The 24,151-nt window shown below is 59.8% G+C and carries 24 protein-coding genes; 14 read left to right on the top strand and 10 right to left on the bottom strand.

Translation table 11 applies throughout. The annotated features are described in order from the left end of the window. Window positions 1–106 precede the first annotated feature (106 nt). From HBO41_RS20020 to trpE, 6 genes are all read left to right on the top strand, one after another. The gene (locus tag HBO41_RS20020; RefSeq protein ID WP_017138074.1) at window positions 107–1,339 is read left to right on the top strand and encodes an ABC transporter permease; all 1,233 of its coding nucleotides are present in this window, start codon (window positions 107–109) and stop codon (window positions 1,337–1,339) included. A 12-nt stretch (window positions 1,340–1,351) separates the two neighbouring features. Continuing rightward, window positions 1,352–2,176 (top strand): ABC transporter permease, encoded by an 825-nt coding sequence (locus HBO41_RS20015; RefSeq protein WP_169987463.1) that lies wholly within the window; start codon window positions 1,352–1,354, stop codon window positions 2,174–2,176. A 196-nt stretch (window positions 2,177–2,372) separates the two neighbouring features. Beyond that, window positions 2,373–3,521, top strand: coding sequence for an iron-containing alcohol dehydrogenase (locus tag HBO41_RS20010; protein WP_017138076.1), 1,149 nt, complete (start codon window positions 2,373–2,375; stop codon window positions 3,519–3,521). Window positions 3,522–3,604: 83 nt separating this feature from the next. Beyond that, window positions 3,605–4,279, top strand: a complete 675-nt coding sequence (gene rpe, locus HBO41_RS20005) for a ribulose-phosphate 3-epimerase (RefSeq protein ID WP_017138077.1) — start codon at window positions 3,605–3,607, stop codon at window positions 4,277–4,279. After that, window positions 4,276–5,094 (top strand): phosphoglycolate phosphatase, encoded by an 819-nt coding sequence (locus HBO41_RS20000; protein ID WP_017138078.1) that lies wholly within the window; start codon window positions 4,276–4,278, stop codon window positions 5,092–5,094. The genes rpe and HBO41_RS20000 overlap by 4 nt, the downstream gene beginning before the upstream one ends. A gap of 68 nt (window positions 5,095–5,162) precedes the next feature. After that, the gene (gene trpE, locus HBO41_RS19995) at window positions 5,163–6,644 is read left to right on the top strand and encodes an anthranilate synthase component I (protein ID WP_017138079.1); all 1,482 of its coding nucleotides are present in this window, start codon (window positions 5,163–5,165) and stop codon (window positions 6,642–6,644) included. A gap of 75 nt (window positions 6,645–6,719) precedes the next feature. Here trpE and estP read toward each other — a convergent pair whose 3' ends face one another. Continuing rightward, window positions 6,720–8,642, bottom strand: a complete 1,923-nt coding sequence (estP, locus tag HBO41_RS19990) for an esterase EstP (RefSeq protein WP_169987460.1) — start codon at window positions 8,640–8,642, stop codon at window positions 6,720–6,722. Between the two features lie 421 nt (window positions 8,643–9,063). Between estP and HBO41_RS19985 the strand changes: the two genes are divergently transcribed. The 4 genes from HBO41_RS19985 (at window position 9,064) to HBO41_RS19970 (ending at window position 12,402) form a co-directional block, all read left to right on the top strand. Beyond that, complete coding sequence (locus HBO41_RS19985) at window positions 9,064–9,657, top strand: aminodeoxychorismate/anthranilate synthase component II (RefSeq protein ID WP_017138081.1); 594 nt, start codon at window positions 9,064–9,066, stop codon at window positions 9,655–9,657. Between the two features lie 9 nt (window positions 9,658–9,666). Then, complete coding sequence (gene trpD, locus HBO41_RS19980; RefSeq protein WP_017138082.1) at window positions 9,667–10,716, top strand: anthranilate phosphoribosyltransferase; 1,050 nt, start codon at window positions 9,667–9,669, stop codon at window positions 10,714–10,716. After that, entirely contained in the window at window positions 10,713–11,549 is an 837-nt protein-coding gene (trpC, locus tag HBO41_RS19975; protein ID WP_017138083.1) for an indole-3-glycerol phosphate synthase TrpC, read from the top strand. Before trpD ends, trpC begins: the two co-directional genes overlap by 4 nt. 157 nt (window positions 11,550–11,706) lie before the next feature. Beyond that, the gene (locus HBO41_RS19970) at window positions 11,707–12,402 is read left to right on the top strand and encodes a lipoyl protein ligase domain-containing protein (protein WP_099550430.1); all 696 of its coding nucleotides are present in this window, start codon (window positions 11,707–11,709) and stop codon (window positions 12,400–12,402) included. Here HBO41_RS19970 and crp read toward each other — a convergent pair. After that, a complete protein-coding gene (gene crp, locus HBO41_RS19965) occupies window positions 12,399–13,043 on the bottom strand; it encodes a cAMP-activated global transcriptional regulator CRP (RefSeq protein WP_138449313.1) in 645 nt (214 codons plus the stop codon). The two genes, HBO41_RS19970 and crp, sit on opposite strands and share 4 nt — an antisense overlap. Window positions 13,044–13,290: 247 nt before the next feature. Between crp and HBO41_RS19960 the strand changes: the two genes are divergently transcribed. Further along, window positions 13,291–13,713 carry an OsmC family protein gene (locus tag HBO41_RS19960; protein WP_017138086.1) on the top strand — a complete coding sequence of 141 codons (423 nt, stop codon included), beginning with the start codon at window positions 13,291–13,293 and terminating at the stop codon, window positions 13,711–13,713. 60 nt (window positions 13,714–13,773) lie between these two features. On the opposite strand, the gene coq7 is transcribed toward HBO41_RS19960, so the two are convergent. The 6 genes from coq7 to hemJ form a co-directional block, all read right to left on the bottom strand. Continuing rightward, window positions 13,774–14,421, bottom strand: a complete 648-nt coding sequence (gene coq7 / locus HBO41_RS19955; RefSeq protein WP_017138087.1) for a 2-polyprenyl-3-methyl-6-methoxy-1,4-benzoquinone monooxygenase — start codon at window positions 14,419–14,421, stop codon at window positions 13,774–13,776. Window positions 14,422–14,558: 137 nt separating this feature from the next. Beyond that, the gene (locus tag HBO41_RS19950; RefSeq protein WP_003210943.1) at window positions 14,559–14,897 is read right to left on the bottom strand and encodes a histidine triad nucleotide-binding protein; all 339 of its coding nucleotides are present in this window, start codon (window positions 14,895–14,897) and stop codon (window positions 14,559–14,561) included. A gap of 46 nt (window positions 14,898–14,943) precedes the next feature. Then, the gene (locus HBO41_RS19945; protein ID WP_017138088.1) at window positions 14,944–15,732 is read right to left on the bottom strand and encodes an SDR family oxidoreductase; all 789 of its coding nucleotides are present in this window, start codon (window positions 15,730–15,732) and stop codon (window positions 14,944–14,946) included. A 64-nt stretch (window positions 15,733–15,796) separates the two neighbouring features. After that, a complete protein-coding gene (locus HBO41_RS19940) occupies window positions 15,797–16,762 on the bottom strand; it encodes a DUF805 domain-containing protein (protein ID WP_138449317.1) in 966 nt (321 codons plus the stop codon). Window positions 16,763–16,834: 72 nt separating this feature from the next. Beyond that, complete coding sequence (locus tag HBO41_RS19935; RefSeq protein WP_169987457.1) at window positions 16,835–17,797, bottom strand: nitronate monooxygenase family protein; 963 nt, start codon at window positions 17,795–17,797, stop codon at window positions 16,835–16,837. A gap of 24 nt (window positions 17,798–17,821) precedes the next feature. Beyond that, window positions 17,822–18,250 (bottom strand): protoporphyrinogen oxidase HemJ, encoded by a 429-nt coding sequence (hemJ, locus tag HBO41_RS19930; protein ID WP_017138091.1) that lies wholly within the window; start codon window positions 18,248–18,250, stop codon window positions 17,822–17,824. Window positions 18,251–18,386: 136 nt separating this feature from the next. On the opposite strand from hemJ, the gene argC reads away from it, so the two are divergent. Both argC and erpA read left to right on the top strand, forming a co-directional pair. Beyond that, window positions 18,387–19,421, top strand: a complete 1,035-nt coding sequence (argC, locus tag HBO41_RS19925; RefSeq protein ID WP_017138092.1) for an N-acetyl-gamma-glutamyl-phosphate reductase — start codon at window positions 18,387–18,389, stop codon at window positions 19,419–19,421. A 165-nt stretch (window positions 19,422–19,586) separates the two neighbouring features. Further along, window positions 19,587–19,937 carry an iron-sulfur cluster insertion protein ErpA gene (gene erpA, locus HBO41_RS19920; RefSeq protein WP_003176443.1) on the top strand — a complete coding sequence of 117 codons (351 nt, stop codon included), beginning with the start codon at window positions 19,587–19,589 and terminating at the stop codon, window positions 19,935–19,937. Window positions 19,938–20,015: 78 nt separating this feature from the next. On the opposite strand, the gene HBO41_RS19915 is transcribed toward erpA, so the two are convergent. Together HBO41_RS19915 and HBO41_RS19910 are read right to left on the bottom strand one after the other, a co-directional pair. Continuing rightward, on the bottom strand, window positions 20,016–21,107 hold the full coding sequence (locus tag HBO41_RS19915) for an anhydro-N-acetylmuramic acid kinase (RefSeq protein WP_138449321.1): 1,092 nt from the start codon (window positions 21,105–21,107) through the stop codon (window positions 20,016–20,018). Window positions 21,108–21,110: 3 nt separating this feature from the next. Next, the gene (locus HBO41_RS19910; protein WP_017138095.1) at window positions 21,111–22,523 is read right to left on the bottom strand and encodes a peptidoglycan DD-metalloendopeptidase family protein; all 1,413 of its coding nucleotides are present in this window, start codon (window positions 22,521–22,523) and stop codon (window positions 21,111–21,113) included. Window positions 22,524–22,732: 209 nt separating this feature from the next. Between HBO41_RS19910 and tyrS the strand changes: the two genes are divergently transcribed. Then, on the top strand, window positions 22,733–23,932 hold the full coding sequence (gene tyrS, locus HBO41_RS19905; protein ID WP_017138096.1) for a tyrosine--tRNA ligase: 1,200 nt from the start codon (window positions 22,733–22,735) through the stop codon (window positions 23,930–23,932). The last annotated feature ends 219 nt before the right edge of the window (window positions 23,933–24,151 follow it).

The following is a 24,151-nucleotide window of genomic DNA, read 5'->3' as shown; positions in this document are numbered from 1 at the left end:
ACCGCATATTCCTCTGTGAAAGCAGGCTGGTGTGGGAGCAGGCAAGCCAGCTCCCACAAAAAAGCACCGCTCACAGGGAACTCTTAGAAGATTTCCGGAGTTTGCCATGGTTATCGCCATTCCCAGCCCCACCCTCAAGCAGCGCCTGGCGCGTGCCGAGCGGCTCAATCGCTGGAAGGCCCAGGCCTTGATTGCGCCGCTGGTGCTGTTTTTGCTGCTGGTGTTCCTGGTGCCGATTGTTGCGCTGCTTTACAAAAGCGTCGGCAACCCGGAAGTGGTGGGCGGTTTGCCGCGTACCGTGGTGGCGGTCAAGACCTGGGACGGTCGCGGCCTGCCGGGTGAGCCGGTGTATCAGGCGCTCAGCGAAGACCTGGGTGAAGCGCGTAAAAACCAGACGCTGGGCGACTTGTCCAAACGCTTGAACATGGAACTGGCCGGCTACCGCAGCCTGTTGACCAAAACCGCGCGGGCGCTGCCGTTTACCGAAGCGCCCGCCTCTTATAAGGAAGCGTTGGAAAACCTCGACGAACGCTGGGGCGACCCGGCGTACTGGCAGGCGATCCGGCGTAATACCAGCAGCCTCACGCCGTACTACCTGCTGGCGGCTGTCGATCACCGTATCAATGACCTTGGCGAAGTGGCCCCGGCCACGCCTGACCAGGCCATCTACCTGGACATCTTCGCCCGCACGTTCTGGATGGGCTTGGTAATAACCTTCATCTGCCTGCTGCTGGCCTACCCGTTGGCCTATTTGCTGGCCAACCTGCCGGCACGCAAAAGTAACCTGCTGATGATTCTGGTATTGCTGCCGTTCTGGACCTCAATCCTGGTAAGGGTGGCGGCGTGGATTGTACTGCTGCAGTCCGGTGGGTTGATCAACAGCGCATTGATGGGCATGGGGCTGATCGATAAACCCATGGAGCTGGTGTTTAACCGCACCGGGGTTTACATCTCGATGGTGCACATCCTGTTGCCCTTCATGATTTTGCCGATTTACAGCGTGATGAAAGGCATCTCGCCCACGTATATGCGTGCAGCGATTTCCCTGGGTTGCCACCCGTTTGCCAGTTTCTGGCGTGTGTACTTCCCGCAGACTTATGCCGGTGTCGGCGCCGGTTGCCTGCTGGTGTTTATCCTGGCGATTGGTTACTACATCACCCCGGCGCTGCTCGGCAGCCCGAACGACCAGATGGTCAGCTATTTCGTCGCGTTCTACACCAACACCAGCATCAATTGGGGTATGGCCACGGCGCTGGGCGGCTTGCTGCTGCTGGCGACCGTCGTGCTGTACCTGATCTACAACCGTCTGGTCGGCGCCAGTCGCCTGCGCCTGAGCTGAGGAGAGTTGGCGATGCTGAGCCCTTATATGTCACCCGTGGAGCGGGTGTGGTTCTACAGCTTGCGGATCCTGTGTGGCTTGATCCTGCTGTTCCTGATCTTGCCGGTGCTGGTGATTATCCCGCTGTCGTTCAACAGCGGCAGTTTCCTGGTGTACCCGCTGCAAGGCTTCTCGTTGCACTGGTATCAGGACTTCTTCGCCTCGGCCGAGTGGATGCGTGCATTGAAGAACAGCATCATTGTGGCCCCGGCGGCCACGGTGCTGGCGATGGTGTTCGGTACGCTGGCGGCGATTGGCCTGACGCGCGGCAACTTCCCCGGCAAGGCGTTGGTCATGGCCTTGGTGATTTCGCCGATGGTGGTGCCTGTGGTGATCATTGGCGTGGCCAGCTATCTGTTCTTTGCTCCACTGGGGCTGGGCAACAGCTTCCTCTCGCTGATTGTGGTACATTCCGTGCTGGGTGTGCCGTTTGTGATCATCACCGTGTCGGCGACGTTGCAGGGCTTCAACCACAACCTGGTGCGGGCGGCGGCCAGCCTGGGCGCCTCGCCGCTGACCGCGTTTCGCCGTGTGACCTTGCCGTTGATCGCGCCGGGGGTGATTTCCGGGGCATTGTTTGCCTTCTCGACGTCCTTTGATGAAGTGGTAGTGACGCTGTTTCTCGCCGGCCCCGAGCAAGCGACTTTGCCGCGCCAGATGTTCAGCGGCATCCGCGAAAATTTAAGCCCGACGATTGCCGCAGCGGCAACCTTGCTGATTGCGTTCTCGGTGCTGCTGTTGCTGACCCTTGAATGGCTGCGAGGCCGCAGCGAGAAACTGCGCACCGCGCAAGTCTAAAGGTCGAAACCGGATCAAATGTGGGAGCTGGCTTGCCTGCGATAGCATCAACTCGGTATGTCAGGAAAACCGAGGCGGTCGCATCGCAGGCAAGCCAGCTCCCACACCGACCGAGCCATTCAGTGCGTGAATGCTGGGCAACCTGAAATACCCGGCTATTCTTGTGCCAGCCCATCATTAATAAGAGGCCGCGCACATGAGTACTTCCTCATTCAAGATCGCCCACAAACTGCTGACCGGCGCTGGCGCCATCGAACAACTGGCCGCCGAGCTCACGCGTCTTGATGTGGATAACCCGTTGATCGTTACCGATGCCGCGCTGGTCAAGTCCGGCACCGTGGCGCTGGCGCTCGAGCACCTGGGCGAGCGCACTTATGAGATTTTCGACCGTGTGCTGCCCGACCCGGAAATCGCGATCGTCGAGGACTGCATGCGCGTGTACCGCGAGGGCGGGCATGACGGCCTGATCGGCGTGGGCGGTGGCAGTGCCATCGACATCGCCAAGAGTGTCGCGGCCTATGCCGGTTACCACGGCGCGCTGGCGGACTTGTTCGGCGTCGACCAGGTGCCGCGCAAAGGCCCGCCGCTGATCGCCATCCCGACCACGGCCGGCACCGGTTCGGAGGTGACCAATGTGGCGATTCTCTCCGACAAGGCCGCACAACTGAAAAAAGGCATCGTCAGCGATTACTTATTGCCGGATGTTGCGCTGATCAGCCCGCAAATGACCCTCACGTGCCCGCGCAGTGTCACCGCCGCCAGTGGCGTGGATGCGCTGGTGCATGCCATCGAGTCCTACCTGTCGCTGAATGCCTCGCCGATCACTGACGCGCTGGCCATCGGCGCGATCAAGCTGATCGCCAATGCGCTGCCCAAGGCCTACGCCAACCCTGCCAACCTGCAGGCCCGCGATGATATGGCCACCGCCAGCCTGATGGCCGGCATGGCGTTCGGCAATGCTGGCGTCGGCGCAGTGCATGCCTTGGCGTACCCGCTGGGCGGGCGATTCAATATTGCTCACGGCGTGAGCAATGCGCTGTTGCTGCCTTACGTGATGCACTGGAACAAACTGGCCTGCGTGGAGCGCATGCAGGACATTGCCCAAGCCATGGGCGTGAATACCGCCGGGCTCAGCGTCAACGACGCCGCGGACCAGGCGGTCGAGGCGATGACGCGGCTGTGTGCCGCCGTGGAAATCCCGGCAGGGCTGCGCAGCTTTGGTGTGCCGGAAGACGCGATCCCCGCCATGGCGACGGAAGCCGCGGGCATTGAGCGCCTGATGCGCAACAACCCGCGCAAGCTCAGCGCAGCGGATATCGAGAAAATCTACCGGGCGGCTTACTGACCATTGAGTTAGGTCACGGTGTGCTGGGTAAAGCATGAGGTATACAATGCGCGCCATCGTGATTTAGCTCAAAAAGGTGCGTCATGCAGCCCTTCGTTATCGCTCCATCGATTCTCTCCGCCGACTTCGCCCGCCTGGGTGAGGAAGTGGACAAGGTATTGGCCGCCGGTGCCGACTTCGTGCACTTCGATGTCATGGACAACCACTATGTGCCCAACCTGACCATCGGCCCGATGGTCTGCGCGGCACTGCGCAAGTACGGCATTACTGCGCCGATCGATGCGCACCTGATGGTCAGCCCGGTGGACCGCATCGTCGGTGACTTCATCGAGGCCGGCGCCACCTACATTACCTTCCATCCGGAAGCCACGCTGCACGTCGACCGCACCCTGCAACTGATCCGTGAAGGCGGTTGCAAGGCCGGCCTGGTGTTCAACCCGGCCACGCCGTTGAGCGTGCTGGAGTACGTGATGGACAAGGTCGACATGGTCTTGCTGATGAGCGTCAACCCGGGCTTCGGCGGGCAGAAGTTCATCCCCGGCACGCTGAACAAGCTGCGCGAAGCCCGTGCGCTGATCGATGCGTCGGGCCGTGATATCCGCCTGGAAATCGACGGTGGGGTCAACGTCAACAATATTCGCGAAATCGCCGCCGCTGGCGCTGACACCTTTGTGGCTGGCTCGGCGATCTTCAACGCCCCCAACTACCAGGAAGTCATCGACAAGATGCGGGCCGAACTGGCGCTGGCGCGTCCATGAGCGGTTTTGAGCAGTTGTTCCCCGGCAAACTGCCACGGCTGGTGATGTTCGATCTGGACGGTACGTTGATCGATTCGGTGCCAGACCTGGCGGCGGCGGTGGACGAGATGCTGCTCAAGCTGGGGCGAAAGCCGGCGGGCATCGAGGCGGTGCGTGAGTGGGTCGGCAACGGCGCGCAGATGCTGGTGCGTCGGGCCTTGGCCAACCATATTGATGCCGAAGGTGTGGATGAGGTTGAGGCCGAGCACGCCCTGGAACTCTTCAATGTTGCCTATGAAAGCAGCCATGAGCTCACCGTGGTTTACCCAGGCGTGCGCGACACGCTCAAGTGGCTGCACAAGCAAGGCGTGGAGATGGCGCTGATCACCAACAAGCCGGAGCGCTTTGTCGCGCCGCTGTTGGACCAGATGAAAATCGGCCGGTATTTCCGCTGGATCATCGGCGGCGACACCTTGCCGCAGAAAAAGCCTGACCCGGCGGCGCTGTTCTTTGTGATGAAAATGGCCAATATTCCGGCCTCGCAATCGTTGTTTGTCGGCGATTCGCGCAGTGATGTGCAAGCCGCCAAAGCCGCTGGCGTGCAGTGTGTGGCGCTGAGCTACGGCTACAACCACGGCCGACCGATCGCCGAGGAGTCGCCGGCGCTGGTGATTGATGATCTGCGACTGCTAATCCCCGGTTGCTTGGGAGCGGGCGCTGAGATAACGTTGCCCGACATCGAATCAACCCCTTCTGGAAATTCCATCGTGGTGGTCACTCGCAAACTCTGGATGAAAGTCATCAAGGCCCTGGCCCGCTGGCGTTGGCGCGCCTGACTGATCCTGGCCGCGTTGCGGCACGTTTGCACACCTGACCGTTTGACCCTCAAGCCACGAGGCACCTCATGATCCGCGAAGAATTCCTGCGTTTGGCCACTGCCGGCTATAACCGTATCCCCATGGCCTGCGAAACCCTGGCTGACTTCGATACGCCGCTGTCGATCTACCTCAAACTGGCCGACAAGCCCAATTCCTACCTGCTCGAATCGGTGCAGGGCGGCGAGAAGTGGGGCCGTTACTCGATCATCGGCCTGCCGTGCCGCACCGTGCTGCGTGTGCATGACCACCATGTGAGCATCACCCATGATGGCGTCGAGATCGAAAGCCATGACGTGGAAGACCCGCTGGCGTTCGTCGAAACCTTCAAGGCGCGCTACAACGTGCCGACCATTCCCGGTCTGCCGCGTTTCAACGGTGGCCTGGTGGGGTATTTCGGCTACGACTGCGTGCGCTACGTGGAAAAACGCCTGGGCAAATGTCCGAACCCGGACCCGCTGGGCGTGCCGGACATTCTGCTGATGGTCTCCGACGCGGTGGTGGTGTTCGACAACCTCGCCGGCAAGATGCACGCGATTGTCCTCGCCGACCCGTCCCAGGCCGATGCCTTCGAGCAAGGCCAGGCCAGCCTTGAGGCGCTGCTGGAGAAACTGCGTCAGCCGATCACTCCACGCCGTGGCCTGGACCTCAGCCGTCCGCCGGCCGCCGACCCGATCTTTCGTTCAAGCTTTACCCAGGATGACTACGAGCGCGCGGTCGACACCATCAAGGAATACATCCTTGCCGGTGACTGCATGCAGGTGGTGCCGTCGCAACGCATGTCCATCGACTTCAAGGCGGCGCCAATTGATCTGTACCGCGCGCTGCGGTGCTTCAACCCGACGCCGTACATGTACTTCTTCAACTTCGGCGACTTCCACGTCGTGGGTAGCTCGCCGGAAGTGCTGGTGCGGGTCGAAGACAACCTCATCACCGTGCGCCCGATAGCCGGCACACGCCCGCGTGGCGCGACCGAAGAGGCCGACCTGGCGCTGGAAGAAGACCTGCTGAGTGACGACAAGGAAATTGCCGAACACTTGATGCTGATCGACCTGGGCCGCAACGACACCGGGCGGGTTTCGGAAATCGGTTCGGTGAAGCTCACCGAGAAGATGGTCATCGAGCGGTATTCCAACGTGATGCACATTGTGTCCAACGTCACCGGCGAGCTGAAAGCCGGGTTGACCGCGATGGACGCACTGCGGGCGATTCTGCCGGCGGGCACTTTGTCGGGCGCGCCGAAGATTCGCGCGATGGAGATCATCGACGAACTGGAGCCGGTCAAGCGTGGTGTGTATGGCGGCGCCGTGGGATATTTCGCCTGGAACGGCAATATGGACACTGCGATTGCGATCCGCACCGCCGTGATCAAGGACGGCGAGCTGCATGTGCAGGCGGGTGGCGGGATTGTGGCTGACTCGGTGCCGGCCCTGGAATGGGAAGAAACCCTGAACAAACGCCGCGCGATGTTCCGGGCTGTGGCGTTGGCAGAGCAAACGCCGCAAAGCTAAAGTCAGACATTGGACAACCTGTGGGAGCAGGCAAGCCAGCTCCCACAGTTGTTTTGTGGGATGTTTAAGATCCGCTTAGAAATCCAGACTCACCCCAACACTGACGCCTTGCTGGGTAAAGCTGTCATCCTTCCTCACGTTATACGCCGCCCGTAGCGCCAGCTCCTGAGTCAGCTTGTGGCTGACCCCCAGACTCAATCGGTCCGAATTGCTGCGCGGCGTGTAGCCGTCCAGCTTGAAGTCGATGCCTGGCACGCTGTTGAGCGACATCTTTACCTTCTGGGTGTCGTTTTCGAACTCATGCTCGTGGGCCACTTCGCCAAACACTTGGGTTTGCGGCGTAATCCGGTAGCTGCCCTGCAGGCCGACGCCCAGGCGTTTGGAATCGCGTTGCTGGTCATCGAAGGTCAGCGCGGTGGAGCGGTTGCCCTTTTCCGAATAACCATCGACTTCGACCCGCGAATAGTCCGCGCTGATGAACGGTGACAAATGCCAATCGCTGCCGGCGCCGGCAATGTCGTAGCCCAAGCGGCCGCTCAAGGCCCAGAGCCAGCCGTCGGTGTCGCCTTTTTCGGCGCCTTCGCTGACGCCCAGGGCGAACTTGCGCTTGAGGCTGTCGAAGTCCAGCTTGCCGCCGGTCAACGCCGCATCGGCCCACCAATGGTTTTGCTGATATTGCGCAAAGGCCGTGCCCATGTAGCTGTTGAGCTTGTAGTCCGAATCGCGGGCGCCGGCTTCGAGTGTCTGGCGATACAAGCCGGCGGCCACGCCGACGCGCCAGTTTTCGTCGAGGCGATAGCTGCCGCCGACGTTCACGTTGTAGCCACTGCCGTCGCCGCTGGCCGAACTGCGTTGATCATCAAAGTCCAAATGCTGGCCACCACCGGCGACAATCGCGCGCCATTGGCCGACGGCCTGCCAGTTGCCATTGTCGGCTTGCCACTGGTTGCGCAGCTCATCCTGGTGGGCGCGCAAGGTGCCCTGGGCCATCTCCGGCAGCAAGGTCACTTCCCACGGCGCGGCGAGCAGCGAGTAGGCGTAGTCGGCGATCAACTGTTGCCCGGCGATGGTGGGGTGCACCGAGTCGTTATAGATCAGCTTGGTCGGGTCCGGGGTGGCGCCGCCAATGCCATACACCGGGTTGGCGGTGCAGCCGTTGCCGCTGAAGCAGGTGCCTGTGAGGTTTTGCCCGGTGGCCAGGCCAAAGCGCGCAGGGTTGGCGAAGGTTTCATTGAGCAGTAACGGGATGTTCAGCGGGATGACCTGGGCGTCGATCTGCGACAGGCGCTGCACCAGCGCCTGGTTGAAAATGCTGCTCAGGGCCGAGCTGGCGCCTTGCGCGGGCGTGCCGTTGATGGCGGGTGTCAAGCCCAGGTCGGGCAGCATCCACACCATGATGTAGCGCGCGCCGGCCTGTTGCAGGGCTTGGGCGCTGTCGGCCAGGCGCCCGCCGGCGGCCACGGCCTGGCCCGGGCTGAGGACGCGTCCTTGCAGAAAGTCATTGCCGCCACCGGATAGGAAATACAACGCGTTCGGGTCAGCCCGCCCGCCGTTGGCCGGCAGATAACCCTGACGGCTGCGCAGTACGGTGCCACCACCGGCGTTGCCGGGCGGGATCGCCGCATTGGAGACCGAGGTGATGGAGTCCAGGATATTGTCGGTACGGTAGCCGCCGACCGCCCAGTTATTACCATCCGGCAAACCTTGGGCGGCACGTACCGGCGAGGTTGAGGCGTTCAGGTCGTTGGGTGCCACGCCCAGCTTGCCGCCCAAAAGCGTAGATGACACCAGGCCATAATCGCCCTGGAATGTCGGCCCGGTGCGGTTGGTAAAGCGCAAGGTGGCGCCGGCCGAGCCATCGGGGAACTGGCCGGCGTCGGCCAGGCTGTCGCCGAACACGACCATGGTTGAGTAAGGTGAAGGTGCTGCAAACGCCTGCGCGCAGGCCAGTGACAGGAGGCAGCCGGCAAGGGGCGCAAAAAACGGTGGTCTGAGCATGCGAAATTCCATTTAGTTGTTTTTGTGTCGGAAGCGAAACACTAGCAATGTAGTGAGGGTTTTATTCGAAGAAAACAGTTTTTTCTTACAAATACTCGGTGGTGACCCCCGGAATCGCTGCTCCATATTGCACCGCTGGCGAGGCTACGTTACTGTGCCTGAACGTATGAATGAGACCCTCCCCGTGTTGATCATCAGCAAACTCTTGATGCGAGTAGTCAAGGCACACGCCCGTTGGCGTTGGCGCGCCTGACATTTTTCTCTGCCGGCTCGGCCGGACCTGTACCGATTTGCCTTCTTCACCCTTTGTTTGACGCCCCTTGCCGGCTCACCCCGGCAACCGGAACGTGCGTCTGGCAGCGGGACACTCTCTTGGAAGGCGGTCATTCGAAATCAGTGAATTCAAGAGGTTTGAACCCACATGTTGCTGATGATTGATAACTACGATTCCTTTACCTACAACGTTGTGCAGTACCTGGGCGAGCTGGGTGCCGAGGTTAAGGTGGTGCGCAACGACGAACTGACGGTCGCCGAAATCGCCGCCCTGAACCCGGAGCGCATCGTGGTTTCGCCTGGCCCGTGCACGCCGACCGAAGCGGGCATTTCCCTCGAAGCGATCAAATATTTCGCCGGTAAATTGCCGATCCTGGGCGTGTGTCTGGGCCATCAGTCCATCGGCCAGGCGTTTGGTGGTGACGTGGTACGTGCGCGCCAAGTGATGCATGGCAAAACCAGCCCGGTGTTCCATAAAGACCTCGGCGTATTCCACGGCCTCAACCTGCCGGTGACAGTCACTCGCTACCACTCGTTGGTGGTCAAGCGTGAAACCCTGCCCGAGTGCCTGGAGCTGACCGCCTGGACTCAGCTGGAAGACGGCTCGGTCGACGAGATCATGGGCCTGCGTCACAAGACACTGAATATCGAAGGGGTGCAATTTCACCCCGAATCAATCCTGACCGAGCAGGGCTACGAGCTGTTCGCCAACTTTCTCAAGCAGAGCGGCGGCACGCGCTAAGGACTTTCCATGGATATCAAGACTGCCCTGAGCCGTATCGTCGGCCATCTGGACCTGAGCACCGCTGAAATGAGCGACGTGATGCGCGAGATCATGACTGGCCAATGCACTGACGCGCAGATCGGCGCGTTCATGATGGCGATGCGCATGAAGAGCGAGAGCATCGACGAAATCGTCGGCGCCGTGTCAGTGATGCGTGAGCTGGCCGACAAGGTTGAGCTCAAGACCCTCGACGGCGTGGTCGATGTGGTCGGCACCGGCGGCGACGGTGCGAATATTTTCAACGTGTCGACGGCTTCCTCCTTTGTGGTGGCGGCAGCCGGTTGCACCGTGGCCAAGCACGGTAACCGTGCGGTGTCGGGCAAAAGCGGCAGCGCCGACTTGCTGGAGGCGGCTGGTATTTATCTGAACCTGACGCCGGTGCAAGTGGCGCGCTGCATCGACAGCGTGGGCATTGGCTTCATGTTTGCCCAGTCCCACCACGGCGCCATGAAACACGCCGCCGGCCCGCGCAAGGACCTTGGCCTGCGCACCCTGTTCAACATGCTCGGCCCGCTTACGAATCCGGCCGGCGTGAAACATCAGGTGGTCGGTGTGTTCAGCCAGGCGCTGTGCCGGCCGTTGGCCGAAGTGTTGCAGCGTCTGGGCAGCAAGCACGTGCTGGTGGTGCATTCCAAGGATGGCCTGGACGAATTCAGCCTGGCGGCACCGACCTTCGTGGCGGAGCTGAAGAATGACCAGGTCAGCGAATATTGGGTCGAGCCCGAAGACCTCGGCATGAGAAGCCAAAGCTTGCATGGCCTGTCGGTGGAAAGCCCGGCGGCCTCGCTGGAGTTGATCCGTGATGCCTTGGGGCGCCGTAAGACAGAAAACGGCCAGAAAGCCGCAGAAATGATTGTTCTGAATGCTGGCGCGGCACTTTACGCGGCGGACCACGCCTATAGTCTTAAGGAAGGTGTCGCCTTGGCCCACGATGCGTTGCACACCGGTCTGGCTCGCGAAAAGCTCGAAGAACTGGGAGCCTTTACCGCTGTGTTCAAAATGGAGAATGAAGGATGAGTGTCCCGACCGTTCTGGAAAAAATCCTCGCGCGCAAGGCTGAAGAGGTGGCCGAGCGCCGTGCCCGTGTGAGCCTGGCTGAGCTGGAGGGCTTGGCAAAAAGCGCCGACGCGCCGCGTGGTTTTGCCGCTGCGCTGATCAAGCAGGCGAAGGAAAAACAGCCTGCCGTGATTGCCGAGATCAAAAAAGCTTCGCCCAGCAAAGGCGTGATTCGCGAAGTTTTCATTCCTGAAGACATTGCCAAGAGCTATGAGAAGGGCGGCGCAACCTGCCTGTCCGTGTTGACCGATATCGACTTCTTCCAGGGTTCCGACCTGTTCCTGCAACAGGCCCGCGCCGCGTGCAAGTTGCCGGTGATCCGCAAGGACTTCATGGTTGACCCGTACCAGATCGTCGAAGCCCGCGCCTTGGGCGCCGATTGCGTGCTGCTGATCGTCTCCGCGCTGGACGACGTGAAGATGGCCGAGCTGGCGGCCGTGGCCAAAAGCGTAGGCCTGGACGTACTGGTAGAAGTGCACGATGGCGATGAGCTGGAGCGCGCGCTGAAAACCCTCGACACGCCGTTGGTGGGGGTTAATAACCGTAACCTGCACACCTTTGAAGTCAGCCTGGAAAATACCCTCGACCTGTTGCCGCGTATTCCGCGTGATCGGTTGGTGATTACCGAGAGCGGCATCGTCAACCGCGCCGACGTAGAGCTGATGGAAATCAGCGGTGTGTTTTCGTTCCTGGTGGGTGAGACATTTATGCGCGCCGAGAACCCAGGTGCGGAATTGCAGCGTCTGTTCTTTCCGGAGCGTGGCGTAGCGGTGAGTGGTTCGACCCTCGACTGATTTGAAATACGGTCAAAAATGTGGGAGCTGGCTTGTGTGGGAGCTGGCTTGCCTGCGATACAGACACCTCGGTGTACCTGATGTACCGAGGTGTCTGTATCGCAGGCAAGCCAGCTCCCACATTTGATTTGTGTCTATTTAGAGAAGTAGGTGTCCGATGATCGAGCCGGTGTCGATGACAGTTGAAGCAGGACTTGCCGCCGAGCAAGACTTGCTCGCGGCCGTTTGCGCCGGTGAACAGGAATTCGGGCTACTGTTCTGGCAGCCAAATGACCAGGCTTTGGTGATGCCGCGCCGTTTGAGCCGCTTGCCGGCTTTTGACGCGGCCAGCCAGGTTTCGGCTGCTGCCGGTTGGCCGGTGCTACTGCGCGAGACCGGCGGAGAGCCGGTGCCGCAGTCGGCCGCCACGGTCAATATCGCGCTGGTTTACGCGCCGCCACGCAGCGAAGGTGATCAAGGCCGCATCGAAACCGGTTATCAGCGTTTGTGCCAGCCGATCTGTGATTTGCTGATTGAGTTGGGCGGTGACGCTTCTGTTGGCGAAATCGACGGCGCCTTCTGCGACGGTCGCTATAACGTCAACCTCAACGGCCGCAAGATGGTCGGCACTGCCCAGCGCTGGCGACAAAGTGGCGGCCGCCCGGTAGGTTTGGTGCACGGTGCATTGTTGCTGGATAACGACCGCGATGAGCTGATTGCGGCGGTCAATCGTTTCAATGAGGCCTGCGGCCTCGATCAGCGGGTGCGTGCCGACAGCCATATCGCGTTGCACGAAGCCTTTCCCGCACCGGATGCCATCACCCGACTGGACGCGTTGTACCGTCAGATGCTGGCCGGATTCCTGCCGGCTTAACGCGTACCGAACACCACCATCGTCTTGCCTTTGACGTGTACCAGGTTGCGTTCTTCCAGGTCCTTGAGCACACGACCGACCATTTCCCGCGAGCACCCGACGATGCGTCCGATCTCCTGGCGCGTGACCTTGATCTGCATGCCGTCGGGGTGAGTCATGGCGTCGGGCTGTTTGCACAGTTCCAGCAGGCAACGGGCTACGCGGCCGGTGACATCAAAGAACGCCAGGTCACCCACTTTGCGCGTGGTGTCGCGCAAGCGCTGGGCAATCTGACCGCTTAAGGCGTAGAGAATGTCGGGATCATGTTGGGCCAGTTCGCGAAACTTGGCATAGCTGATCTCGGCGACTTCACACTCAACCTTGGCCCTCACCCAGGCACTGCGCTCCTGCTCTTTGCCCGCTTGTTCAAACAGCCCCAGCTCACCGAAGAAATCCCCGGTATTGAGGTACGCGATGATCATCTCGCGGCCGTCTTCATCTTCAATCAGGATGGTGACCGAGCCCTTGATAATGAAGAACAGCGTCTCGGAGCGTTCGCCTGCGCAAATGATGTTGTGCTTGGCCGGGTAACGCCGGCGCAGGCAATGCATCAACAATTTGTCGAGGTTCTTGATCTTGGGTGTGGGAGCAAGAGCAACCATGGTTGTATCCCGAAAAGACTGCACGGTGTGGTTGGAATTATTTTTATCCAGCGGTAATGGCATTGATACACGCTGTACAAAGGATGGCAATGCGCCATTGAATTGGCGCCAGCTTAACAGACACATTCTGCCTCGATTAAGGAATTTAGCGGGCAAACGTTGTCATTGATCGTTTTCATACCGGGCGCTGCGGGTTCAAGACCCTGTGCTAAGCTGGCGACCCTTTTTTAGCAGTGGAGTCTGGGCGATGAAGGCACGCATCCAATGGGCGGGCGAGGCCATGTTCCTCGGTGAGTCGGGCAGTGGCCATGTGGTAGTTATGGACGGCCCGCCGGACGCCGGTGGCCGTAACCTGGGTGTACGCCCGATGGAAATGCTCCTGCTCGGTGTTGGCGGTTGCAGCAATTTCGACGTGGTCAGCATCTTGAAGAAGTCCCGCCAGGCCGTCGAAAGCTGCGAAGCCTTCCTGGAAGCGGAGCGGGCCACTGAAGACCCCAAGGTGTTTACCAAGATCCACATGCATTTCGTGGTCAAGGGCCGGGCGTTGAAGGAAGCTCAGGTCAAGCGTGCCATCGAGCTGTCGGCCGAGAAGTATTGCTCTGCATCGATCATGCTTGGCGCGGCTGGTGTGGCCATCACCCATGATTACGAGATTATCGAGCTGGGTTGATTGCCAGTCGGCAATAGAAAAGGGCGCCTGTTGAGGGCGCCCTTTTTTGTGCGGCATTGTTTAAATTCGATAGGTGCTTTTGGTCATGACCTTGGCCAGTACGCTCATGCCGAACCTCACGGGCGCCGGGAAGCGGAAGCCGCCTGCATCCAGTGCGCTTTCTGCGTGGTGTTCTTCATCAATGCGCATCTGTTCAAGAATCGCCCGCGACTTTTCGTCTTCGGCCGGCAGTTGCTCCAGGTGTTCATCCAGGTGTTTGCACACCTGATGCTCGGTCGCAGCCACAAAACCGAGGCTGACCTTGTCGCTGATCAGGCCGGCAGCGGCGCCGATACCGAACGACAAACCATAAAACAGTGGGTTGAGCACGCTGGGATGGCTACCGAGCTGGCGAATGCGCTGCTCGCACCAGGCCAGGTGGTCGATTTCTTCTTCGGCCGCATGTTCCATCGCTGCGCGTACTTGCGGCAGCTTGGCGGTCAGCGCCTGGCCTTGATACAGCGCCTGGGCACAGACTTCACCGGTGTGGTTGATGCGCATCAGGCCGGCGACGTGGCGGGTGTCGGTCTCGCTCATCTGCGCGTCGGGCTGCACGATGGCGGGCGAAGGCCGGTACGGTTGGCCGCTGAAGGGCAGCAGTGTGCGCATGGCCATGTCGGCTTGCAGCAACAGACGGTCAATCGGCGAGTAGTGACGTTGGGTAGTCATGCTGACCTCCGGGAAGAATCTCGGCGGCCAGTTTACCGCAAGAGAAGGCGATGCGTTTGCGCTGTGTCAATTTGCCCCTGTGGCGAGGGAGCTTGCTCCCGCCCGACGGCGTAGCCGTCGCAAACTCCCCGCAACAATCAGCCCGGCGGCCAGTTCATCTGGCGCTGACCCAGCACGTGCATATGGATGTGATAAACAGTCTGCCCGCCATCCTCGTTGCAGTTCATCACCACGCGAAAGCCCTTCTCGCAGCCTTGCTCTACGGCCAGCCGTTGAGCGGTGAACAGAATATGGCCAGCGAGGGCTTTGTCTTCTTCGGTGAGGTCGTTGAGGGTACGGATCGGCTTTTTCGGAATGACCAGAAAATGCACGGGTGCCATTGGGGCAATATCGTGGAAGGCGAGGACTTGGTCATCTTCATAGATGATCTTCGCAGGTATTTCTCTGTTGATGATCTTGGTGAACAGAGTATCCACAGCTGTTTCTCCATTATGAAAGTGTAGAACGAGTGTACCGAGGCCGTCAGCGCGGGCAATAGGCCTTGTTGATGGCGCCGGCAATCTTGCGGGTCAGCCAGCGTGGGCTCAAGCGCGGGCTGAAGGCCAGCCAGCGGTTGCGTCGCCCGGGAATAATGATGGCTTTGTTCTTTTCCAGCGCGCGCACGGTGTAGAGCGCCACTTCTTCCGGGCTCATCAGTTGACCGCTGCGGTCGAGCTTGGCGGTGTCCATTTGCGCGGTGCCGAAAAATGCCGTGCGCGTGGGGCCGGGACACAGCACCGAGACCTTGATACCGCAGGTCTTCAACTCTTCGCGCAAGCCTTCGGAGAAGTGCAGCACATACGCCTTGCTGGCGTAATAGCTGCTCATCCAGGGGCCGGGCTGGAAGGCTGCGACCGAGGCCACGTTGAGAATCTGCCCGCCGCCATGCAGCGCCATGGCGTTGCCTAGGGCGTGGCACATGCGGGTGAGGGCCAGGATGTTGACTTCGATCAGGTCCTGCTCGGTCATCCAGTCCTGGGCAAGGAACGGCCCGCTGGTGCCCATGCCGGCACAGTTGACCAGCAGGTCGATCTGCCGCTCGCCTTCTTCAAGTTCCAGCAGGAACCCGGACAAACGCAGGGGTTCGCCCAGGTCGCAGGCACGAAACAGCACCTCGACGCCGAAGCGCTGAGTCAATTCAATTGCAATGCTTTCCAACTGATCACGCTGGCGGGCCACCAGAATCAAGCTGCGGCCGCGACGGGCCAGTGCTTCGGCCAAAGCCAGGCCGATGCCACTGGAGGCGCCGGTGATCAGAGCGTAACGGGTCATGCCTTTCTCCATCGCAACGCCGCCGAGCCTGTGACAGAGGCATCACAGGCGGCGTGGCGTTTCTTCACTGTTCTGGAGAGTCTACAGGTTCGGCTGCGTCCTCAGCACTTTGCACGCTTTCTTCTTCATCTACGGTGACGCTTTGATCGGTGGCGTCATCGGCGGTGATGGAGCTGCTTTCGTAGCTGCTGTCCATATTGGCTTCGAGTTGGTTCAGGTAGCCGTTCATGCCCAGCGTCACCACAATGGCGAGCATCACCGGAATAAACGCCAGCCACAGGGTCGCCAACACTTTGACTGCCGTGGAGTTGCGCGGCGGCGGCGGGCCATATTGGTTGGCGCCTGCATTGCCCGGCAATACCAGCAGCAAGATTGGGAAGATGCTGTTGACCACTGGCACAAGGTTGAGGAAGTACAGCCAGCCGGACCAGCCCAGGTCGTGCAGGCGTTGCACACCGATTTGCACGCTCACCCACACCAGTGCAACAAACAAGGCCAAGCCCAGCAGCACCCCGAGGATGGTGCCGGCAGTCGGCGAGGCGGTTGCCACGGCGAAGCTCGCGGTACTGATGATGCCACCGGCCACCAACAGCGCCAGGGTCAATACCAGCGTCCAGGCCAGATAACGCAAGCGGCCGATGCGACCGTGGATGGTGAACACTTTAAGGGTTGAGTATTCCTCGGTGTACTCACCCACGGCAGCACGCGGTGGTGCATAGGGCGAAGCCGCAGGGCGCGAGAAGTCTGCAGTGCTGGCGTCGGTTTCGTGGGTTTCGGCCAGGTTGAAGGTTACCGGCTGCTCGGCTTCGATACGTGCATCGATGCCGGCGTTTTTCAGCGCTGTAAGGTAGGTTTCGGCATCGGCACGGGAAAGGTCGCGCTTGAGTGCGACCGGGCGGCCGGTGAAAAGCTTTTCGATGGCTGCCACATCACTTTTGAACAGCTCGGCGAGGTTCAGCTTGGCGGTGGTGCTTTCGACACCCGGGAGCAGGGCTCCGTCAAACACAATCTTGAAACGGCTGTCGCTCATGCGGGCATCCTTGTCACTTGTTCAGGGAGGGGGTTTGCAGGCCTGCACACATGGGCAGGCCTGCTATTGAGTTTAACGGGGCCAGCGCAACTGCGCTGCCTTCTCGCGTGCCTTGCGGTATTCGGCATCCAGGCGGGCAATCAGTTCATCGACGCTGGGCAAATCATCAATCTGGCCGACACCTTGGCCGGCTGACCATACGGTTTTCCAGGCCTTGGCCTCATCGCTTAACGGCTTGAGCTTGGAGCCGAAGTTGACTTCGCCTTTGCCCTGCAGGGCGGCGAGGTCGAAACCGGCGTTTTCCAAACTCTGGCGCATGAAGCTTGCGGGTACGCCGGACACCTCAGGAGTGTGCACGATGTCGGCGGCGCGCGATGTGAGCAGCATCTCTTTATAGGCGTCCGGGGCGTGGCTTTCGGTGGTGCCGATAAAGCGCGTGCCGAAATACGCCAGGTCTGCGCCCAGCAGTTGGGCTGCGAGTATCTCATGCCCATGGTTGAGGCAGCCGGCCAACAGCAGGGTTTTATCAAAGAACTGGCGAATCTCGGCGATCAGCGCGAACGGGCTCCAGGTACCGGCATGGCCACCGGCGCCCGCTGCCACGGCGATCAGGCCGTCAACACCGGCTTCTGCGGCTTTCTCGGCATGCCGGCGGGTGGTGACGTCGTGAAACACCAGGCCACCGTAGCTGTGGACCGCATCCACCAGCTCCTTGACCGCGCCCAGGCTGGTGATGACGATCGGCACCTTGTGCTCGACGCAGATCGCCAGGTCGGCCTCAAGCCTTGGGTTGCTGTTGTGCACGATCAGGTTGACGGCATAGGGCGCGGGGTTGTCCAGCTGTGCCAGGCCCGCTTCGATTTCCTCCAGCCAGGCCTTGAAACCGCTGCTTTCGCGCTGGTTAAGTGCCGGGAAACTCCCAACCACGCCATTGCGACAGCACGCCAGCACGAGTTGCGGGTTGGAAATCAGAAACATCGGCGCAGCCACCACGGGTAGGCGCAGACGTTGTTCGAGCGAAGCGGGCAGTGACATTGGAGGTTCCCCGAGTAATTGAAATTAGAACGGTTTGACCACGACCAAAATTACGATAGCCAGCAATATCAGAACCGGCACTTCATTGAACCAGCGATAAAAGACATGGCTGCGGGTATTTTCGCCACGGGCGAAACGTTTTACTTGGGCGCCGCACATATGGTGGTAGCCGATCAGCAGCACCACCAGGGTAAGTTTGGCGTGGATCCAGGCACCGGATTGAAAAATGGCCGGGTTCAGGTAGATCAGCCAGCCGCCGAATATCAGGGTAGCGATCATTGCCGGCCCCATGATGCCGCGGTACAGCTTGCGCTCCATGACGCTGAAGCGTTCTTTGCTGACGGTGTCCTCACTTTGCGCGTGGTAGACGAACAGGCGTGGCAGGTAAAACAGCCCGGCAAACCAGCAGACGATACTGACGATATGGAAGGCTTTGATCCATAGATAGAGCATTTCTAGTTATTCCCAGGTTCACGGTAACTGAAGATAGTAGTGGCTCATGCGCCTGTACGTCACGTTGACGGTTGTCGCAGGACGATACGGCCCCTATTATCGACGGCTTTCCAGTGGGTTCGTTGAGGGCAGGTTTATGGTCAAGGTCGGTATCGTCGGCGGCACGGGTTACACCGGTGTCGAATTGCTGCGTCTGTTGGCTCAGCATCCGCAAGCTGAGGTGGTGGTCATCACTTCCCGATCCGAGGCCGGGTTGGCCGTGGCCGATATGTACCCGAACCTGCGAGGCCACTATGACGGCCTGGCGTTCAGCGTGCCGGACATCAAGACCCTGGGCGCGTGCGATGTGGTGTTCTTCGCCACGCCTCACGGGGTTGCGCATGCACTGGCCGGCGAATTGCTGGCGGCGGGTACCAAGGTCATCGACCTGTCAGCCGACTTCCGCTTGCAGGACGCCGATGAGTGGGCCAAGTGGTACGGCCAGCCACACGGCGCGCCTGAGTTGCTGGAAGAGGCGGTGTACGGTCTGCCGGAAGTCAATCGTGAGCAAATCAAGCAAGCACGCCTGATTGCCGTGCCAGGTTGCTATCCGACCGCAACGCAGCTGGGGTTCCTGCCGTTGCTGGAAGCGGGTCTGGCCGACACTTCGCGCTTGATCGCCGACTGCAAGTCGGGTGTGAGTGGCGCCGGCCGTGGTGCAGCTGTAGGTTCGCTGTACTCCGAGACGTCGGAAAGCATGAAGGCCTACGCGGTTAAAGGGCATCGTCACTTGCCGGAAATTCGCCAGGGGCTGCGCCGCGCGGCCGGTAAAGACGTGGGCCTGACCTTCGTGCCGCACCTGACGCCGATGATTCGTGGCATTCACTCCACGCTCTACGCCACTGTTGTCGACCGTTCGGTAGACCTGCAGGCGCTGTTCGAAAAGCGTTATGCCAATGAACCGTTCGTCGATGTGATGCCGGCCGGCAGCCACCCGGAAACCCGTAGCGTGCGCGGTGCGAACGTATGTCGCATTGCCGTGCACCGTCCACAGGATGGCGATTTGGTGGTGGTGTTGTCGGTAATCGATAACCTGGTCAAGGGCGCGTCGGGCCAGGCGGTGCAGAACCTGAACATCCTTTTCGGCCTGGACGAGAAGCTGGGCCTGTCCCACGCGGGCATGCTGCCTTAAGGCGGTTTAGCGGTTAAGCAAAAGGCCCGTTGATCGGGCCTTTTGTGTTTTTAATGGCGGCAGCGCAGATTGATATACCGTAACAATAGTTGACCGCTTTTCTAGGAGAAGCGGATAATGCTCGCCATTACGCATATGGCGGCGCTACGCCGGGAGATTATCAGCATGAGCGTTGAATCCTTCACCCCCACGGCTTTGCAATTCACCCACGGTGCTGCGCACAAGGTGAAGAGCCTGGTCGATGAAGAGGGTAATGATCGCTTGAAGCTGCGCGTATTCGTTACGGGCGGCGGTTGTTCAGGGTTTCAGTACGGTTTTACCTTCGATGAAGATGTGGCCGACGATGACACCATCGTCGAGCGCGAGGGCGTCAGCCTGGTCGTGGACCCGATGAGCTTCCAATACCTGGCGGGTGCCGAGGTGGATTATCAGGAAGGTCTGGAAGGGTCGCGTTTCGTGATCAAGAACCCTAATGCCACCACGACCTGTGGTTGCGGGTCTTCGTTCTCGATCTGATCAGCAGCCTGATCTTCAGCAAATAAAAAAACGCCGCTTGGCTTTGATAGGCCAAGCGGCGTTTTGCTGCCTGCAGGTTTACGCTGGATAGATCGCGCCTAATACCCGAAGCCCACGCGCGCCAGTGACACTTGGGCGGTTGGCGGCGATGCCCTCAAGGCAGCAATGGGCCAGCCAGGCGAAGGCCATGGCTTCAACCCAATCGGGGTCCACGCCGTAAGTGGCGGTGCTGCTGACCTGAGTGGACGGCAACAACGCTGCCAAGCGCTTCATCAGCGTGGCGTTATGCGCGCCGCCGCCACAGACCAGCAGGGTTTCGGTGTCGGTTTGTGCGGATTGCAGGGACTCGACGATGGTCAACGCGGTCAGTTCAAGCAGGGTCGCTTGCACATTCTCTGCCTGAAACGCTGGCAATCTGGCCAGGTGGTGTTGCAGCCATCCCAGGTTGAATACTTCGCGGCCAGTGCTTTTCGGGCCTTTGGTCAGGAAGAACGGGTCGCTGAGCAGAGCGTTGAGTAGTGCAGGCTCGACCTGGCCACCGGCCGCCCATTGGCCATCGCGATCAAAGTGCTCGCCACGCTGATTGTGGATCCACGCATCCAGCAGCACGTTGCCCGGGCCGCAATCGAAGCCAGCTACGGGCTTGTCGGTCTCGATCAGGCTGAGATTGCTGAAGCCGCCGACATTCAGCACGGCGCGGTTGCCGGCACGTTCGCCGAACAAGGCTTCATGAAAGGCGGGCACCAAGGGGGCGCCTTGACCGCCGGCGGCCACATCGCGGCTGCGGAAATCACTGACGACGGTAATGCTCGTCAGCTCTGTGAGCAGGGCAGGGTTGCCGATTTGAACGGTAAAGCCTCGAGCGGGTTCATGGCGGATCGTCTGGCCGTGGCTGCCGATCGCGCGTATGTCCTGAGGCTTGAGGGCGTGTTGTTCCAGTAAGGCATGGATGCCTTTGGCCGCCAGTGTCACCCAGTGTTGCTGGGCGAGCGCCGAACGGGCGATCTCATCCGGGCCGCTGGCGCACAGGCTTAACAGCTCAGTGCGCAGATCGTCCGGCATGGGGATGTAGTGCGTGCCGATCAAGTTGATCGCCGGGTTCTGTTCGATCAGGGCGATATCCAGGCCATCAAGACTGGTCCCGGACATCACACCTATATAGAGCGCCATACCTTAGCGCTTCGCCGAGGCCAGCAGGGTGGAGCGCTCCTGGTCCATGCGTGCCATCAATGGCTGGCTTTGTTGCAGGAAGCGCGCGCGCTCGGCTTTGGCTATCGGGTCGGCCATTGGCAGCTTTTGGCCCAGTGGGTCGACGTGGACGCCGTTCACCTGGAACTCATAGTGCAAATGCGGGCCGGTGGACAGGCCGGTGGTGCCGATATAGCCGATAACCTGGCCCTGCTTCACGTTGCTGCCGGTCGAAACGCCTTTGGCGAACCCCTGCATGTGGCCATAGAGGGTACGGTAGGTATTGCCGTGCTGGATGATCACGGTATTGCCGTAGCCACCGCGGCGGCCGGCGAGCAACACTTTGCCATCACCGGCGGCCTTGATGGGCGTACCGCGAGGGGCGGCATAGTCGACGCCTTTGTGGGCGCGGATCTTGTTGAGGATCGGGTGCTTGCGGCCCATGGAGAAGCGCGAACTGATGCGGGCAAAGTCCACCGGCGTGCGGATGAAGGCTTTGCGCATGCTGTTGCCATCGGCGGTGTAGTAGCTGGTGTTGCCTTGTTTGTTGGTGTAGCGCACTGCGGTGTAGGTCTTGCCACGGTTGGTAAACCGCGCAGATAGAATCGCACCGGTCCCGACGACTTTGCCGTTGGCGACTTTCTGCTCGTAAATCACGTCAAATTCGTCACCCTGACGGATGTCCTGAGCGAAGTCGATGTCGTAGCCAAACACGCTGGCCATGTCCATGGTCATGCTGTGGGACAAGCCGGCACGCGCAGCCGACTGTGACAGCGAACTGTTGATGACGCCATGCACGTAGGCGGAGCGCGTCACCGGCTTGGTGGTGATGCGGTTGAACGCAAAGCCTTTGGTGCCTTTAGTCAGGGCAATGCTTTCTAGGTCGCTGACAGTGCTATGCAGGCTTTTCAGCTGACCGTCGGCAGCCAATTCGAATTCAAGCTTCTGGCCATGTTTGAGCTGGGTGAATTGTTTGGCTTGTTTATCGCTGGCCAACACCTCATTAACCGTAGCAGCGGGCAGACCAACCTTTTCAAACAGCGTTGAAAGGGTGTCGCCTTTGGCGACGGTCACTTCGCGGTGCAGCGGATTTTTTGGAGTGACTGGCGCAGGCGGCTCCTGAGTCGCCTGCCGGGTGTCTTCCGGGGTGGTTTCTATCTGTGCAAATGGAGATTCTGTCGGTGCGTTTGTGGCTTGTTGTGCGTCGGAAGCGTCTTGATCTTGTGTCAGTTGTTCAACTGGACTTTCCAGGTCAAGGCTCAGGGATGTTCGTTTGGCTTCTACGTCACTGGAAGGGAATACCAGGAGTGCCAGGCTGAGAAGGGCGGCGATACCACTTGCGGCGAGCAGGTGGGTCTTCGGGTAAAGCGGCGGCGCTTTAGACGGTTCTGTGGTCATAGGTAATTTTGACTTTGAAGATGAAATGGAAAAGATGAATGACATGATGAAGATGAAATAACTGTATAAAATATAACCAAATCATCTGTGGCGCAAGCTCGCGAACGCTGGGCTTGCTGAACGGTGTCCGTGCGCGGGACAAAACTTGTAATTAGTCCCTGATCTTGTATGGTTGGTTCCCTTTTGAATCTGAGCCTTGCGGGTCTGTTATGAAGTCGGTTGAAGAGCAGCTAGCGCTGATAAAACGTGGTGCGGAAGAACTGTTGGTCGAGGCCGAGCTGATCGAAAAGCTCAAGCGTGGCCAACCCCTGCGTATTAAGGCTGGCTTCGATCCGACCGCGCCGGATCTGCACCTGGGTCATACCGTGCTTATTAATAAGCTGCGCCAGTTCCAGGAGCTGGGGCATCAAGTCATCTTCCTTATAGGTGACTTCACCGGGATGATCGGTGATCCGAGCGGCAAAAGCGCAACGCGTCCGCCGCTGACCCGTGAGCAGGTTCTCGATAATGCCGAGACCTACAAGACTCAAGTGTTCAAGATTCTTGATCCGGCCAAGACCGAGGTGGCGTTCAACTCCACCTGGATGGATCAGATGGGGCCGGCCGACTTCATTCGCCTGACTTCCCAATACACAGTGGCACGCATGCTTGAGCGTGATGACTTCGATAAGCGTTATTCCACCAATCAGCCGATCGCGATTCACGAGTTCCTCTACCCGCTGGTGCAGGGCTATGACTCGGTGGCATTGCGCGCGGACGTCGAGCTGGGCGGCACTGACCAGAAGTTCAACCTGCTGATGGGGCGCGAGCTGCAGCGTGCGTATGGGCAAGAAGCTCAGTGCATTCTGACCATGCCGTTGCTGGAAGGGTTGGATGGCGTCAAGAAGATGTCCAAGTCCCTGGGTAACTACGTCGGTATCCAGGAAGCGCCGGGTGTGATGTACGGCAAGCTTGTGTCGATTCCTGATGCGCTGATGTGGCGTTATTTCGAGCTGTTGAGCTTCCGCTCGATGGATGAGATCAATGCGTTGCGCGCTGAAGTCGAGGCGGGTGCGAACCCTCGTGACGTGAAGATCAAGTTGGCGGAAGAGATCGTCGCGCGCTTCCATGGTGAAGAGGCTGCGGCCAGTGCTCACCGCGCGGCCGGTAACCGCATGAAGGATGGCGAGCTGCCGGATGATCTGCCAGAGATCGAATTGGCTGCGTCTGAGGCGATGCCGATTGCTGCTGTACTTAATAAGGCGGGCCTGGTTAAGAACTCCGCGGTCGCGCGCGACCTGTTGGGTTCCGGTGGTGTGCGTATAGATGGTGAGGTTGTCGATCGCACCTTTATCTACGAGCTGGGCGCTACCCACGTTTGTCAGGCTGGAAAGAAGGCATTTGCGCGTATTACGCTCAAAGCCGAATAAAACTGAAATGAGGGATTGACGGCGTTTTATATCTGTCTATAATTCGCCCCACTTCCGGCGCAGTCGAAACGGAAAACTCATTGGTAAACAAAGAGTTACGAAGTTTTCGGCAGCAAGTTGCTTCAGTTCATCGAAGCCAAAAGGAAGTTGAAAAAGAGGTGTTGACAGCAGCGTGTAACGCTGTAGAATTCGCCTCCCGCTAACGAGAGATCGTAAGCG

Source organism: Pseudomonas sp. WS 5146, from assembly GCF_012985495.1.
GTDB classification, from domain to species: domain Bacteria; phylum Pseudomonadota; class Gammaproteobacteria; order Pseudomonadales; family Pseudomonadaceae; genus Aquipseudomonas; species Aquipseudomonas edaphica.
The sequence above is the reverse complement of the archived record's forward strand: the minus strand, read 5'-3'. Positions and strand labels throughout refer to the sequence as shown.